The organism is Agrobacterium larrymoorei, assembly GCF_013322225.1.
GTDB classification, from domain to species: domain Bacteria; phylum Pseudomonadota; class Alphaproteobacteria; order Rhizobiales; family Rhizobiaceae; genus Agrobacterium; species Agrobacterium larrymoorei_A.
The window spans coordinates 1-13397 of the sequence record NZ_JAAMFB010000007.1 but is presented as its reverse complement, the minus strand read 5'-3'; the positions used below and the strand labels follow the sequence as shown (position 1 = coordinate 13397).

General features: G+C 57.5%; 15 protein-coding genes. 8 read left to right on the top strand and 7 right to left on the bottom strand.

Going from position 1 to position 13397, the window contains the following annotated elements; genetic code table 11:
• Positions 1–30: 30 nt before the first annotated feature.
• Complete coding sequence (locus tag G6L28_RS03235; protein ID WP_174062352.1) at positions 31–738, bottom strand: HTH domain-containing protein; 708 nt, start codon at positions 736–738, stop codon at positions 31–33.
• Between the two features lie 157 nt (positions 739–895).
• Between G6L28_RS03235 and G6L28_RS03230 the strand changes: the two genes are divergently transcribed.
• The gene (locus G6L28_RS03230) at positions 896–2185 is read left to right on the top strand and encodes a pilus assembly protein TadG-related protein (protein ID WP_174062351.1); all 1290 of its coding nucleotides are present in this window, start codon (positions 896–898) and stop codon (positions 2183–2185) included.
• Here G6L28_RS03230 and G6L28_RS03225 read toward each other — a convergent pair.
• The gene (locus G6L28_RS03225) at positions 2160–3086 is read right to left on the bottom strand and encodes a LysR family transcriptional regulator (protein ID WP_174062350.1); all 927 of its coding nucleotides are present in this window, start codon (positions 3084–3086) and stop codon (positions 2160–2162) included. The two genes, G6L28_RS03230 and G6L28_RS03225, sit on opposite strands and share 26 nt — an antisense overlap.
• Positions 3087–3223: 137 nt before the next feature.
• On the opposite strand from G6L28_RS03225, the gene G6L28_RS03220 reads away from it, so the two are divergent.
• Together G6L28_RS03220 and G6L28_RS03215 are read left to right on the top strand one after the other, a co-directional pair.
• Positions 3224–4405 (top strand): MFS transporter, encoded by a 1182-nt coding sequence (locus G6L28_RS03220; protein ID WP_174062349.1) that lies wholly within the window; start codon positions 3224–3226, stop codon positions 4403–4405.
• Between the two features lie 86 nt (positions 4406–4491).
• Entirely contained in the window at positions 4492–5319 is an 828-nt protein-coding gene (locus G6L28_RS03215) for an aldo/keto reductase (RefSeq protein WP_174062348.1), read from the top strand.
• A gap of 268 nt (positions 5320–5587) precedes the next feature.
• Here the strand turns inward: G6L28_RS03215 and G6L28_RS03210 are convergent, their stop codons facing one another.
• Positions 5588–6346, bottom strand: a complete 759-nt coding sequence (locus tag G6L28_RS03210) for an SDR family oxidoreductase (RefSeq protein WP_174062347.1) — start codon at positions 6344–6346, stop codon at positions 5588–5590.
• 105 nt (positions 6347–6451) lie between these two features.
• Between G6L28_RS03210 and G6L28_RS03205 the strand changes: the two genes are divergently transcribed.
• Positions 6452–6877, top strand: coding sequence for a winged helix-turn-helix transcriptional regulator (locus tag G6L28_RS03205; RefSeq protein WP_174062346.1), 426 nt, complete (start codon positions 6452–6454; stop codon positions 6875–6877).
• A 132-nt stretch (positions 6878–7009) separates the two neighbouring features.
• Here the strand turns inward: G6L28_RS03205 and G6L28_RS03200 are convergent, their stop codons facing one another.
• Positions 7010–7402, bottom strand: coding sequence for a DUF937 domain-containing protein (locus G6L28_RS03200; protein ID WP_174062345.1), 393 nt, complete (start codon positions 7400–7402; stop codon positions 7010–7012).
• Positions 7403–7616: 214 nt separating this feature from the next.
• Between G6L28_RS03200 and G6L28_RS03195 the strand changes: the two genes are divergently transcribed.
• Positions 7617–9191 (top strand): helicase HerA-like C-terminal domain-containing protein, encoded by a 1575-nt coding sequence (locus G6L28_RS03195; protein WP_174062344.1) that lies wholly within the window; start codon positions 7617–7619, stop codon positions 9189–9191.
• A gap of 269 nt (positions 9192–9460) precedes the next feature.
• Here the strand turns inward: G6L28_RS03195 and G6L28_RS03190 are convergent, their stop codons facing one another.
• Genes G6L28_RS03190 through G6L28_RS03180 form a run of 3 tightly spaced genes read right to left on the bottom strand, consistent with a single transcriptional unit; the run spans position 9461 to position 11020 of the window.
• Positions 9461–9814 carry an Atu4866 domain-containing protein gene (locus G6L28_RS03190; RefSeq protein WP_174062343.1) on the bottom strand — a complete coding sequence of 118 codons (354 nt, stop codon included), beginning with the start codon at positions 9812–9814 and terminating at the stop codon, positions 9461–9463.
• Positions 9811–10284 (bottom strand): carboxymuconolactone decarboxylase family protein, encoded by a 474-nt coding sequence (locus G6L28_RS03185; protein WP_174062443.1) that lies wholly within the window; start codon positions 10282–10284, stop codon positions 9811–9813. The genes G6L28_RS03190 and G6L28_RS03185 overlap by 4 nt, the downstream gene beginning before the upstream one ends.
• Before the next feature lie 4 nt (positions 10285–10288).
• Entirely contained in the window at positions 10289–11020 is a 732-nt protein-coding gene (locus G6L28_RS03180) for an SDR family oxidoreductase (RefSeq protein WP_174062342.1), read from the bottom strand.
• A 129-nt stretch (positions 11021–11149) separates the two neighbouring features.
• Here G6L28_RS03180 and G6L28_RS03175 point away from each other — a divergent pair, with 129 nt between their 5' ends.
• The 3 genes from G6L28_RS03175 to G6L28_RS03165 all read left to right on the top strand — a co-directional run bounded on the left by G6L28_RS03175 (position 11150) and on the right by G6L28_RS03165 (position 13342).
• Positions 11150–12046 carry a LysR family transcriptional regulator gene (locus tag G6L28_RS03175; protein ID WP_174062341.1) on the top strand — a complete coding sequence of 299 codons (897 nt, stop codon included), beginning with the start codon at positions 11150–11152 and terminating at the stop codon, positions 12044–12046.
• 123 nt (positions 12047–12169) lie between these two features.
• Positions 12170–12616, top strand: coding sequence for a hypothetical protein (locus G6L28_RS03170; RefSeq protein ID WP_174062340.1), 447 nt, complete (start codon positions 12170–12172; stop codon positions 12614–12616).
• A gap of 240 nt (positions 12617–12856) precedes the next feature.
• The gene (locus tag G6L28_RS03165) at positions 12857–13342 is read left to right on the top strand and encodes a hypothetical protein (protein WP_174062339.1); all 486 of its coding nucleotides are present in this window, start codon (positions 12857–12859) and stop codon (positions 13340–13342) included.
• Positions 13343–13397: the final 55 nt, after the last annotated feature.

Sequence of the window (13397 nt, the reverse complement as noted above, 5' to 3'; positions counted from 1 at the left end):
TTGATGAGGAGACTTTAAGATCGGCTACTGTCAGTTTATGTCAGCAGTGTTTTCCCGGGGTTCCGCCATCATCACGCGCCAGTCCTTGAGTAATTTCTGCCGTCGCTTCGAGTATCTGTGCGCAAGAGGCTGGAAGGAGGATATGCGGTCTGCGCGAAAGCTTCGATAATCCTGCCGCAGCTCGCACCATGCCAGAACGACCCGGACCTGATCGAAGAAGGCAAGCGCAAAGGGCCAGATGGTGCGTTGGCTGCTGCGCCCGTTTTCATCCGCGTAGTCTATCGTGGCCTTCATTTCGCTGCGAATGGTGGAGCGGATGATTGCAAGATCGATATGGGGCATCTCTACAATCTTGCCAGGGCCGATGAGAAGGGTCGAGTTTTCAAGCTCCTCCGCCAGTTCCTCCGGCAAGACGGCAGAAATCTTGGCAAGGGCGGCGCTGGCCGCTGCCGCCATTGAGCCATCCGCCCTGCCCGCGACCCAGCGGGAGCCGAGCACCAGCGCCTCGATTTCCGCTTCGGAAAACATCAGCGGGGGCAACAGATAGCCGGGGCGCAGCACATAACCAACGCCCGCTTCCCCCTCAATATTCGCGCCCTGCGCCTGAAGCGTTGCGATATCGCGATAGAGCGTGCGCAGGCTGATACCCGTCGCATCCGCCAGTTCGACCCCGCGAACAGGGTGACGATGGGCGCGCAAAATCTGCAACAGTTCAAGAAGACGCCGTGAGCGCGACACATTCACCTCCTGAAACGCCGCATCGTGAACTTTATATCGACCGGATAATTACTTTACGAGCCAATATATTTAGAGGAAATTATTTATCTCAAGCAACATCTCCTAAAGGCATCCATCATATAACTCGCATGATAAACCGGTTTTCTTGGGGGTAGCCGTGCGACATTTCTTGAAGGATAAGGCAGGAAACTTCGGCGTGCTTTCAGCACTGTTGATGGTGCCGCTTTTCGGTGCTGCGGGGGTGGCCCTCGATATTTCTCAGGCAATGGCAGTGAAGGCCGATTTGCAGAATGCGGCAGATGCCGCCGTTCTCTCGGCGGTCGCGAAAGCATCGCCGCAGGTCGAAGCCGCGCGCAAGATGTCCGGCGACGGAAAGATCGAATTGCCGGACGGTGAGGCGATGAATTTTTTCGGATCTGATGCTACCGGTCGAGAAGACTACGATGTCGAGAATGTAGCGGTGTCCGTTGAAAAGAAGGGCAATGTTGTGCAGGCGGCGGTCGAGTTCAAGGCAACCGTCAAGACCTCGCTGACACAACTGCTCGGCAAGGAATTTGTGACGGTCAGTGGAAAGGCGACGGCGAAATACGAGACGGAAATGTTCAGCGATTTCTATCTGCTGCTGGACAACACGCCTTCGATGGGCGTGGGCGCCACGCCTGCGGACGTGGAAAAACTGGTTGCCAACACCAGCGACAAATGCGCTTTTGCCTGCCACATCGTGAAAGACGGCGTGGCGGATAAAAACAGCTATTATTTCAAGGCGAAATCGCTGGGCGTGACCACCCGCATCAACGTGGTGGCGCAGGCAACCGCAAGCCTGATGGACACCGCCACAAGTACACGCAGAAGCAATGATCAATATCGCATGGCCGTCTACACCTTCGGCGAAAAGGCGGAAGATACCAAGCTTCTGGAAGTCGTACCGCTGACCTCCGATCTCGTAACGGCGAAGAAGAAGGCAAGCGGCATCGATTTGATGTCGATTCCCTACCAGGGCTATAACAACGACCAGCAGACGGACTTCGACAGCGCACTGAAGCAGATCGGCTCCAAGATCGGCAAATCCGGTAACGGCACCAGCACCGCAGATACGGACAAGGTCGTTTTCTTCGTTTCGGACGGTGTCGGCGACAGCTATAAGCCCTCAGGCTGCACCAAAAAGCTGACGGGCGGTCGCTGTCAGGAGCCTATCGATACCAAGGTCTGCGGCCAGTTGAAGCAGAAGGGTTTCCGCATCGCCGTGCTTTACACCACCTATCTGCCGCTGCCGACCAACAGCTGGTACAATAGCTGGATCAAGCCCTTCCAGTCGCAAATCTCCACCAAAATGCAGGAATGCGCCACACCCGGCCTGTTCTTCGAAGTCAGCCCGACGCAGGGTATTACAGATGCCATGTCGGCTCTGTTCAAGCGGGTGATCACTTCGCCGCGACTGACGAGCTGATCAACGCCTGATCGACCCGCTCCACCAGGAAGTCTATGAAGGCGCGGATGCGGGCAGAAAGATGCTCGTGTCCCGCATAGACGGCATGGACCAGTTCCAGGTCCCCGCCATTATAATCTTCCAGCACCGGCACCAGCAGCCCAGCATCGATATCCTGGCGAACATGGAATTCACCGATCCGGCCAATGCCGATGCCAAGCAGGCATAATTGCCGCTTGATGGAGCCGCTGGAAACCAGAATATTGCCGGTGATCGCCCTGGTATACACTGCCTCCGTTCCGGGGTTGCGAAACGGCCACTCATCGAGACTGCGGCGGAAGTTGAAGCCGATGCAATTGTGCCGGTCCAGATCCTCCGGCGTTTTCGGTACGCCGTTTTTCTCCAGATAATCCGGCGAAGCCACAATCACCCGTTTGCTTGAAAACAGTCGACGCGCCATCAACGAGGAGTCGCGCATGGGTCCGACGCGAATGGCGATATCGGTGCGTTCGCCGATGAGGTCGATCACGCCGTCCGTCAGCGTCAGATCCAGCCGCACTCTGGGATGGCGCGCGGAAAACTCACCTACAAGCGGCAGGATGCAGCGCTCTCCAAAGCCCACGGAGCAATTGACGCGCAGCAGGCCCCTCGCCTCTTCCCGCCCGCCCGCGACAAGCTCCTCAGTCTCATCGATCTCTTTGAGAATACGACGCGCGCGGCGAAGATAGATCTCGCCTTCCGGTGTCAATTCCAGTGTTCTTGTCGAGCGCACCAGAAGACGCGTTCCCAGCCGCTCCTCCACGCGCGAGACAAGCTTTCCGACGGCAGAAGGTGACAGCTTCAAGCGTCGCCCTGCGGCGGAAAAGCTCTTCAGCTCTGCCGCCATGACGAAAACTTCCATTTCTCCAGCACGGTTATCCATGGTTCACCTGTGACTTCAATTCACAAATGATTATCGATTAATAGGGATTATCAAACAAGTCCTCGATGCCGATATTGCGTGCCGACCCACCTTCTTCTTTCAAAGCCTGCGCTGACGCAGGCAGAAAAGGCACGACAATGCCCCTGGCTCTTTTTGCTTTGACGATTGCGGCCTACGCAATCGGCACCACTGAATTCGTGATCGTTGGGCTGCTGCCTACGGTCGCGAATGATCTTCACATCACGCTCCCGCTCGCAGGTCTCATCGTCTCGGTCTATGCCTTGGGCGTTACCTTTGGCGCGCCCATCCTCACCGCGTTGACCGGCGGCATCAACCGCAAGCCGCTTCTGCTTGGCTTGATGGGGCTCTTCATCGTCGGCAACACTGCGGCGGCCTTGAGCCCGAGCTATGGAATGCTGCTCGTGGCGCGGGTGATCTCAGCCTTCGCGCATGGCGTATTCTTCTCCGTCGGCGCAACAATTGCCGCCGACCTGGTGCCGGAAAACCGCCGTGCGTCGGCCATTGCCATGATGTTCATGGGCCTGACCGTTGCCATCGTCACCGGCGTCCCGCTTGGCACGCTGATCGGTCAAACCTTCGGCTGGCGCGCCACATTCTGGGCCGTCGCCGGATTGGGCGTCGTCGCCTTTCTCGGTATTGCCGCCCTTCTGCCCGCCAACCTCAAGAAAGCACCAGCCGCCAGCCTGATGGATCAGGTGCGTGTGCTTGCCTCCGGTCGGCTGCTGCTGGTCTTCGGCATGACAGCGCTCGGCTATGGCGGCACATTCGTCGCCTTCACCTTTCTGGCATCGATTCTGCAGGAAATTACCGGTTTTGCGGAAAGCACTGTCAGCCTCGTTCTGGTTCTCTATGGCCTGGCCATTGCCGCTGGCAATCTCGGCGGTGGGCGCATTGCAGACCGTGACCCGGTGAAGGCGCTGAGCTGGCTATTCGCCTTTCAGGCAGTGGTGCTGTTGATATTCACCTTCACCGCGCCGTCTGCCCCAGCAGCTCTGGTCACGCTCGTTGCACTCGGCTTCCTTTCATTCGCCAACGTGCCGGGCCTCCAGCTTTACGTGGTGCAGCTTGCCAAGCGCTTCCGCCCCGGCGCGGTGGATGTGGCCTCGGCGCTGAACATCGCTGCGTTCAATCTCGGCATCGCCGTTGGCGCATGGATTGGCGGGCTTGTCGTCGCCTCGCCTCTTGGTCTTAGTGCCACGCCATGGGTCGGCGCAATTCTGGTCGCTGGCGCACTGATTTTGACGCTGATCAGCGCCAGCCTCGACCGTCGCCGCGCAAATCTTGCGCAACCGGCTTGAACCAAACGCGGCCTGACACACTTAATAAACGAACCTTTCCTGCCCCGCACCTGCGGGGCCAACTCCCCAAAAATGGAGAAAACACCATGCAGACAGTGAACGCCAATGGCGCGAATATTCCGGCCCTCGGTTTCGGCACGTTCCGCATGCCGGAAGACGATGTGCATAGCATCCTTCCACAAGCTTTGAAGCTCGGCTTCCGCCATGTGGATACGGCTCAGGTCTACAAGAACGAGGCTGCGGTGGGCGACGCCATCGCCAGTTCCGGCATTGCACGCGGCGATATCTTCCTGACCACGAAGGTTTGGGTCGACCGTTTCAAACACGACGACTTCCTCGCCTCTGTCGATGAAAGCCTGACGAAACTGAAGACCGATTACGTCGATCTTCTGCTGCTGCACTGGCCACAGAGCGACGTGCCGCTGGCAGAGCGCATCGGCGCGCTGAACGAAGTCCGCAAGGCGGGCAAGGTGCGCAACATCGGCATTTCCAACTTCAACGTCGCGCTGATGGATGAGGCCGTGAAGCTCTCTGATGCGCCGATTGCCAACAACCAGATCGAGTATCATCCCTATCTCGACCAGACCAAGGTCATCGAAGCCGCCCGCAGACACGGTATCTCGATTACGGCTTACTATCTGATGGCAGACGGTAAAGTACCGAATGACGACGTGCTGAAAGACATCGGCTCCAAACACGGCAAGACGGCCGCCCAGGTCGCACTGCGCTGGGCCGTGCAGCAACCCGACATCATCGCCCTCTCCAAAACCGCCACCGAAAGCCGCCTGAGCGAGAATTTCGACATTTTCGATTTCGAGCTTTCGGACGAGGAGATGAAGGCGATCTTCGCATTGGCGAAGAAGGATGGCCGGATTGTCAATCCGGGTCATCTGGCGCCGGAATGGGATGATTGATTGGCGTATGAAGCGCGACCCCTCACCTGAAAAATCTATGACTTAGCTGAAGCTAAGACCATGATTTTTCTTCCTCTCCCACAAGGGTAGAGGTAACCTGCCGCGCCGCTGCTACATCTTCTCAGAGGCGAGAGTAGATGCGACGGCGCAGCACATATATCTCTCCCCTTGTGGGAGAGAAAGCAATTTCAACATCTTAAGCGCAGCTTAAGTGTTAGAAATTGCAAGTGAGGGGTCTTGCCCCGCGCTCAGACCTTACGGGCTGCACTCACCCATGCATCCCATTCACCGTCCCGAATACCTGATCGAAATTGCCACTCTCCGCCGCAAATCTCAGCGGCTTACAGCGCTCGACAACCACTTCCTTTTCGTCCGGTCGGTTCGTCAGAATATCCATCACTTCCGAAATATAATCCTCGAGCGGCATGGCGCGTTCGTCTGTGGCCTGATGCTCGCCCTGTAGCGTCGTCTGCACATAAGGCGGCACGATTTCGATGACTTCGACCGGTGTGTCTTTCAACTGCTCGCGCAGCGCCATCGAATAGGCGTGGATGGCGGATTTCGTCGCGCTGTAGGTGGGCGTTACCACCATCGGCACGAAGGCGAGCCCGGATGAGACGGTGAGCACTGCCGCTGCGGGCTTTTGCAGGAAATGCGGAAGCAAAGCTGCTGTGAGGCGGATCGGTGCCAGCAGATTGGTGGATATGGTTTCCTCGGCCGTCTCAAGATAATCGGGTGCTGCCTTGATGTCCTCGTTCTTCATGATGCCGGCATTGTTGATGACGACGTTGAGGTCCGGGTGGTCGCGCGTCAGTTTATCGGCAAAGCTACGTATGCCGTCTGCCTCGGTTGCATCCATGACCACCGAAACCATGCCGGGGTTCGCCTGCGTTACCGCATCCAGCGCAGTCTGGCGGCGGCCGGAAATGATGACCTTGTTGCCAAGCGCATGAAAGGCTTCGGCCAGCGCCCGGCCAATGCCGGAACCGCCGCCGGTGATGAGAACTGTGTTACCGGTTATTTTCATCGGGCTTATCCTCTCTTGTTGGATGAGACCAAGTTAGCTAAGATGCTCTCCAATCGAAAGTAGGCACCCGAAAGATTTATACTTACCCAAAAGAGAGTGTCACACATGAAAAGGCATTTGGCCGATCCCGAGATCGAAGACAGACGCAAGCACCCGCCGCCTCAAGAGACCGACCCGGTGATAGAGGCACTGGTTCAGGATATCATCGCCAAGGTGGCCGACAAATGGACGATGCTGATCCTTGAAGCGCTGGAGGATAACGGTACCTTACGCTTCACGCAGATTGGCAGGATCGTGGGTGATATCAGCCAGAAGATGCTGACGAAAACGCTGCGCCAGATGGAATGCGACGGACTGGTCAAGCGCACCGTGCATCCCGTCATTCCGCCCCATGTGGACTACAGCTTGACGCATCTCGGCAAGACGCTGGGTAGCGCCTTTTGCGGCGTGTGGATCTGGGCAGAAACGCACCATGCGGAGATAGAAAAGGCGCGGAAGGCTTTTGAAGAGCATTCTCCGCGCCTGAAATAACGGCCATCTTCCCTCATTCCTGTGCTTGTCACAGGAATCCAGTTGCCGCGCGCCTGCGCGGCAGGAAGACTCTCTCAGCCCAGGACTGGGCTGACTGGATTCCTGTCACGAGGACAGGAATGAGGAAATGTATTACGCGAACTGGCTCAGGCCCGGCACCGAAGCAATAACCTTGTCCACCACTTCATCACCGGCATGTTCGCGGGCAATCGAGATCGTGGTCTTGGCGAGGGCGGAGATTTCACCCATGCCGAGGCCCTGGCTCATCAACTGCTGGCCAAGCCCCATGATCCCGCCGCCGCCGATGGCGCTCATCAGGCCGCCGAGCAGACCGCCGCCGCCCTGGCCCTCGCCGTTGAAACGGGCGACCAGTTCAGGTGCGCCGGGCATGGATTCGATCATCTTGGCGACCGCCGCGTCATCGGCCTCGCGCTGGAGGAAGCCCAGCATCATGCCGAGGGCTTTTTCTGCCTGATCGGGGGCAATGCCCACTCTATCGGCGACCTGGGTTACGATTTCGCTCATAAATTCCTCCTGAATGCGAAAATGACGTTCACGTCAACGTAAAACAAATGAAACGCAGACTCAAGGCCGCGCAAAGACCTTGCAACGGCTTTTCCAATGCCTTCAATTCCAAGCTTATCAAACAGTTGTTGAGGTCGGAAACAGTTCCTATAAGTATATTGCGAAGATTGGATAAAGGGTAAAAACTGCCCAAATCTCACGGAGGGAACGCCAGATGTTGCAGGACGGAAAGCTTTATATCGGCACGAGCCGCAATCCCGACGACAGCTTGAACAAGGGCGAATATCTTGATTTCCGCTTCGGCAACCGCCACGGCCTGATAACGGGCGCGACCGGCACCGGCAAGACGGTGTCTTTGCAGGTGCTGGCGGAAGGTTTCGCCAAGGCGGGCGTGCCGGTGTTCTGCGCCGATATCAAGGGCGATCTTTCCGGCATCGCAAAGCCCGGCGAGGCCAAGGACTGGGTGACGAAGCGGGCCGAACAGATCGGCTTTACCGACCTCTCCTTCGAGCAGTTCCCCGTGATCTTCTGGGACCTTTACGGCGAAAAGGGCCACCGCGTGCGTGCCACCATTGCGGAAATGGGGCCGCTGCTTCTGGCGCGGCTGATGGATGCATCCGAGGCGCAGGAGGGTGTTCTCAACATCGCTTTCAAGATTGCCGATCAGGGCGGCCTGCCGCTCTTGGATCTCAAGGATTTGCAATCGCTGCTCAACTATATGGGCGAGCACGCGAGCGAGCTTTCCAATCAGTTCGGCCTCATTTCCAAGTCATCCGTCGGTTCTCTGCAACGCGGGCTTCTGGTGCTGGAACAACAGGGGGCGGAACATTTCTTCGGTGAACCGGCGCTGAAAATCTCTGACATCATGCGCACCACCAGCGATGGACGCGGCACGATTTCCGTTCTGGCGGCCGACAAGCTGATGATGAACCCGCGCCTCTACGGCACTTTCCTTCTGTGGATGCTGTCGGAACTGTTCGAGGAACTGCCGGAAGTGGGTGATCCCGCCAAGCCGAAGCTGGTCTTCTTTTTCGATGAGGCGCATCTGCTGTTTAACGATGCGCCGCGTGTGCTGGTGGAGCGTGTGGAGCAGGTCGTGCGCCTCATCCGCTCCAAGGGCGTCGGCGTTTATTTCGTCACGCAGAACCCGCTGGACGTGCCGGAAACCGTTCTGGCCCAGCTCGGCAACCGCGTTCAGCACGCGCTTCGCGCCTATACGCCGCGTGAGCAGAAGGCGGTAAAGACCGCCGCCGATACGTTCCGTCAGAACCCCGCTATCAACACGGCAGACGCCATCACCACGCTTGGCACCGGTGAGGCTCTGGTCTCGACGCTTCAGGAAAAAGGCGCGCCCTCCATCGTGGAACGCACGCTGGTCCGCCCGCCCTCTGGCCGTGTCGGTCCGGTGAGCGATGACGAGCGCCGCAGCATCATGGCGTCGAGCCCCGTTGCCGGGCTCTACGATCAGGACGTAGACCGAGAATCCGCATTCGAAATTCTTGCCGCACGCGCGCAAAAGGCAGCGGAGGCGGAGGCCGCCAAGCGCGCGGCGGAGGAGCAGGCCAACCAGCCGGACAGTGCCTCGAGCCGCTGGAAGCTGCCGGGCTTCGGAGACGATGAACCGAAGCAGGCGTCCACAACGGGCGCCGGCGCGGCGCCGCGAAAAAGCGGTGGCGGATATCAGCGTGAAACGGTGATCGAGGCCGCGATGAAGAGTGCGGCGCGCTCGGTGGCGACATCGGTGGGGCGGGCGCTCGTGCGTGGGATTCTGGGGAGTTTGCGGCGGTAGGGTGTTCTATTTTAGAGATTAAAGGCAAACCCCTCACCAAGAAAACCTAGGACTTCGCTTTGCGAAGATCGAGGTTTTCTATCCTCTCCCAAAAGGGGCGAGGAAAAGGCGCACCGCTTCGATACCCACCTCACCGTAAGAGTTGGTGCAAAGGTGCGGCAGATATATCTCTCCCCTTGTATGAGAGAAAGCAATTTCAACATCTTAGCGTCAGCTAAGTGTTAGAAATCGCAAGTGAGGGGTCGTGCTTCGGCCTCCCTCACATGCCCTCACCTCTCCCGATAAAACACCATGCCGCCATGATAGAGCACATCATCCCGAAACTCGCCATCGGCAGTAAATCCCGTATCATCCCAATACTCGATCCGGTTGCCATTGACCTCATATCGACCCTGATAGGCGCTTTTGCGAGCGCCTCGGGCTTCGTCATATCGTCCATCCGGTAGAAGTTCCTGACGGATGCGGCCGTCGCCCGTCACCCACATGCCGATATAGGGATGGCTTTGCTGTGTGGTCTGACTGGTGGAGCTGGTTTTCATCACGGATACCCCCTTCGATGGACTGGCTTCAACAACGGCTGCCGCCAATGTGGCGACAGCGAGAGATGTGATGAGGATGCTCATTCGTTGGCTCCTTCGGTTGCCTGGGCGCGGCGTTCCTCGAATAGGTCCGAGAGCGTCTGCGATGCGGCAATCGCCTTCGGAAAGCCGGCGGGCACGGTGACGAGGTAGATCATTTCCTTCAGCTCCTCATCGGTTGCGCCGACATTCAGCGCGTAACCGGCGTGGACCTTCATCAAGTCCCTCTCGCCCAGCGCCGCCATAACGGCGACGGTGGCGAGCTGGCGGGTGCGGTGGTCCAGTCCCGGGCGGGACCAGACTTCACCCAGTGCATAGCCTTCGGTTGCCTCGGCGAGGAAGGGAAACTCCTGCCGCATACGTTCAAGGTTCTGCTGTGGCTGACCGTTGTTAAGGGTGAGGATGACCTGTTCTCCCCTTTGCAGCCGGTTTTCCAGCTGCTCCGGGTTGGCGTTTACGGCGGTGGTTGCCACCAGTGTCACGATGGCAAGCGTGGTCGTGAAAAGCGTTTTCATCATCTCAATTCCCATGGTTTGCAGTTGGGCGAACGACGATTTCGTTCACATCAACATCATAAGGTTGCTCAATGGCGAAGCGGACGGCACGACCAATGGCTTCGGGTTTCAAAGCCGTGGCGCGGTAGGATTTCATCATATCCGCAGCGACCGGATCGGTGATCGTATCGGCCAGTTCGCTTTCGGTCACGCCGGGGTGAATGCAGGTCACACGGATGTCCTGATTTTCCTGGCGCAGGCCATCTGAAATGGCGCGGACTGCGAATTTGGTCGCGCAATAGACCGCCGCGGTGGGCACGACCGACAGCGCGCCGATCGAAGCGATATTCACGATCTGGCCGGATTTGCGGGCCGTCATTTCGGGCAGTACGGCGGCGACGCCATAGAGTACGCCCTTGATGTTGACGTCGATCATGCGATCCCATTCCTCCACTTTCATGGAAGACATCAGCGAAAGCGGCATGACACCCGCATTGTTGACGATGACGTCGATGGGGCCGAAGGCCTTGCGGCCCGCCTCGGCAAACGCTTCGAAGCTTTCGCGATCCGTGACGTCGAGCGGATGGGCGACCACTTCGGAACCTTGCTGGCGCAACTCCTCCGCCAGCGCTTCGAGACGGTCCGTACGACGCGCGCCAATGACAAGCTTCGCGCCGGTCTTGGCAAGTTCACGGGCGATACCGACACCAATACCGCTGGATGCACCCGTGATGAGAACGACTTTATTCATTGCCATGATGTTCATCTCCTTTGGTTCACCAGCCCGCTCCAGTCTCAGAGCGTCGCTGTTGCAAGGAAGATAGTTCAATGGCATTGTCGCTATAACCGCCTCAATGTTTAACGCGCTGGGTAGATTTTCTAACCAATGAATATCGATCTGAACGCTCTCTCGATCTTCTGCATGGTGGCAGACGAACGTAACTTCCGCGCCACAGCCGACCGGCTTGGCGTGACGCGCTCTGCCGTCAGCCAGACGATCCGAAGGCTGGAAGAGACGATGGGCATTGCGCTGGTGCACCGCACGACGCGCAGCGTCAGCCTGACAGAAGCGGGTCAGCAATTGTATGCCGACGTCTCGCCTTCCATCGGCAGTCTGGTGCAGGCGGCGGAAGCTGCGTCCTCCCTCGGCGGCGTGGTGCGTGGGCAATTGCGGCTTGCGGTCTCATCCATTGCGGAGCGGGCGCTCTCCGGCCCGCTGCTGGCGAGCTTCGCGCAGGCGCAGCCGCATGTCCAACTGGATATCACGGTAACGGATGAGGAGTTCGATATCGTGGCCGAGCATTATGACGCCGGAGTGCGGCTTGGCGAGTTGATCGAGCAGGACATGATCGCCGTGCCGGTTTCCGCCGAGCAACGCCAGCTTGCCGTCTGCTCACCGGCTTATGCGGCCCGTCATCCCCTGCCCGCCCATCCGCGTGAACTGATCCACCACAAATGCATCGGCTGGCGTCCGCGCCCCGGCGTTGCGCCCTATCGATGGGAATTTGAGGAGGGTGGCACGGAGTTTGCCGTTGCGGTAGAGCCTGAATTCACCACCAACGACATGCAGTTGATGATCAAGCTCGCCTGTTCGGGTGCAGGCATCACCTTCGGCATGGAAGAAACCTTCCGGCCCTTCATCGAAAGCGGCCAGCTCATATCCATGCTGGAGGATTACTGCCCGAGTTTTGCAGGTTTTTACCTCTACTACCCCAGCCGCCGAAATCTGGCCCCAAAATTGAGGGCGTTCATCGACCATGTGCGGTTGCCGAGAGGTAAGTGATCAAGTCGTCAGACCTGGCTAATGCATAATTCTCAACCAAAGAGGGATTTTCCTTTCATTTGCCGCAAAATTTCTACTTTTGGCATAAGCATAATTGCTTCTAGACTTTCGTGAGAGATTGAAATGTCGCTTAGAAAGAACTTGGAACGTGCGACCAGCATCATCGCGCTGATTATCTTTTCGCTGCTTTGCACGCATGTCGCATCCGCTCAGATGGGCTGGAGTATAAAAAGCTCTGGAACAAGCGCCGAAATTCTTCAGGAGATCGTTCGCGTTGGAAAGCTTCAGGGAACATCATTCGGAGCCGTAGAAATAGAGCAAGCAGATGGCCCTATGCCTGAAACCGCATTTCAGGAAATTACGCTTCGCTCGGGTAATGAAGCTATCGGCTCTGTGAGGCACGGCTGCTCCCAATTAGGCCTTTCAGAACCTGCGACAGATCTTCGAGAGGCCGAACCAGATCTCGTATGCATCGGACGCAGAAATGGTGAAAGCGTAAGCGTCTATGCGAAAGTCTCCTGCGAGGACGTATGCAAGCTCTCGATTGAGACCCGCACATTAAGTTTTTGAGGCGGAGTTGATATGACCGGACGCAATGACATCATGCCAAACAAACGCGGTTGGCGACGGTTGAGTTATACGCGCCGTTGCGGCTGGATAGACTGAGGTCATGCACGACCGGAAAGCGCCCGGGAACTCAAGAGCCAGATTGATTTGGAGGAGCCGAAGTCATCCTTACTGAAGCGTCTGGATGTACGACTGAATGGAAAGCCAGCTTTTGTCGTTGTCTATGGACAGGAAATGGGAGGAATGGGCATCAGGGTATCTACGGTTGCTCATTGGGTGGTTCGTAAGGGCCTGTCTGCGCAGCAAAAAGAAAGCGCTGCTTTAGGAAGCTTTATGGCTGCGTCTCGTACATTCGAGAATATGCAGGCCAGCTTTCCTTTCTCGGTCGCGACAAATTCAGGCTTCAGCGGAGAAAATCTCGTTTCGAACCTTGTAGGCTTTTACGGTGCCTATCGAAACATCAACGAACCGAGACTGCGCGCAATTTGCGGGGAAACTAGTGAAATTGAAAGCCTGCGAATATGGGACGAGTACCTGCCTCATGGAATTGGAGCGATCAAGAATCGCAGCTTTAGGCCTTTGCTTTTCCCAACCACCGAGGGCGTATCCTCACCAGCAGATACATCGTTTCCCTTAATCCTGAGCACCATTCGGCCCTCGGCATCGGGAGCAGATTGGGTCGGAAAGAGGTGGCTCAGTTTGTTTGAACAGTTTCGGGCGTTTCGCTAAGTGGATTTCCGCCTCGATTATGCCGCCACCATCATTGGCGTCAGCGCGTTGAAGT

Excerpts from the sequence above, each read along its gene's own strand:
- G6L28_RS03180 (WP_174062342.1), bottom strand. The coding sequence starts at position 11,020 with ATGGCAATGAATAAAGTCGTTCTCATCACGGGTGCATCCAGCGGTATT.
- G6L28_RS03195 (WP_174062344.1), top strand. The coding sequence starts at position 7,617 with ATGTTGCAGGACGGAAAGCTTTATATCGGCACGAGCCGCAATCCCGAC.
- G6L28_RS03200 (WP_174062345.1), bottom strand. The coding sequence starts at position 7,402 with ATGAGCGAAATCGTAACCCAGGTCGCCGATAGAGTGGGCATTGCCCCC.
- G6L28_RS03225 (WP_174062350.1), bottom strand. The coding sequence starts at position 3,086 with ATGGATAACCGTGCTGGAGAAATGGAAGTTTTCGTCATGGCGGCAGAG.
- G6L28_RS03170 (WP_174062340.1), top strand. The coding sequence starts at position 12,170 with ATGTCGCTTAGAAAGAACTTGGAACGTGCGACCAGCATCATCGCGCTG.
- G6L28_RS03205 (WP_174062346.1), top strand. The coding sequence starts at position 6,452 with ATGAAAAGGCATTTGGCCGATCCCGAGATCGAAGACAGACGCAAGCAC.
- G6L28_RS03215 (WP_174062348.1), top strand. The coding sequence starts at position 4,492 with ATGCAGACAGTGAACGCCAATGGCGCGAATATTCCGGCCCTCGGTTTC.
- G6L28_RS03190 (WP_174062343.1), bottom strand. The coding sequence starts at position 9,814 with ATGAGCATCCTCATCACATCTCTCGCTGTCGCCACATTGGCGGCAGCC.
- G6L28_RS03210 (WP_174062347.1), bottom strand. The coding sequence starts at position 6,346 with ATGAAAATAACCGGTAACACAGTTCTCATCACCGGCGGCGGTTCCGGC.
- G6L28_RS03175 (WP_174062341.1), top strand. The coding sequence starts at position 11,150 with ATGAATATCGATCTGAACGCTCTCTCGATCTTCTGCATGGTGGCAGAC.
- G6L28_RS03185 (WP_174062443.1), bottom strand. The coding sequence starts at position 10,284 with ATGAAAACGCTTTTCACGACCACGCTTGCCATCGTGACACTGGTGGCA.
- G6L28_RS03220 (WP_174062349.1), top strand. The coding sequence starts at position 3,224 with ATGCCCCTGGCTCTTTTTGCTTTGACGATTGCGGCCTACGCAATCGGC.
- G6L28_RS03165 (WP_174062339.1), top strand. The coding sequence starts at position 12,857 with ATGGGCATCAGGGTATCTACGGTTGCTCATTGGGTGGTTCGTAAGGGC.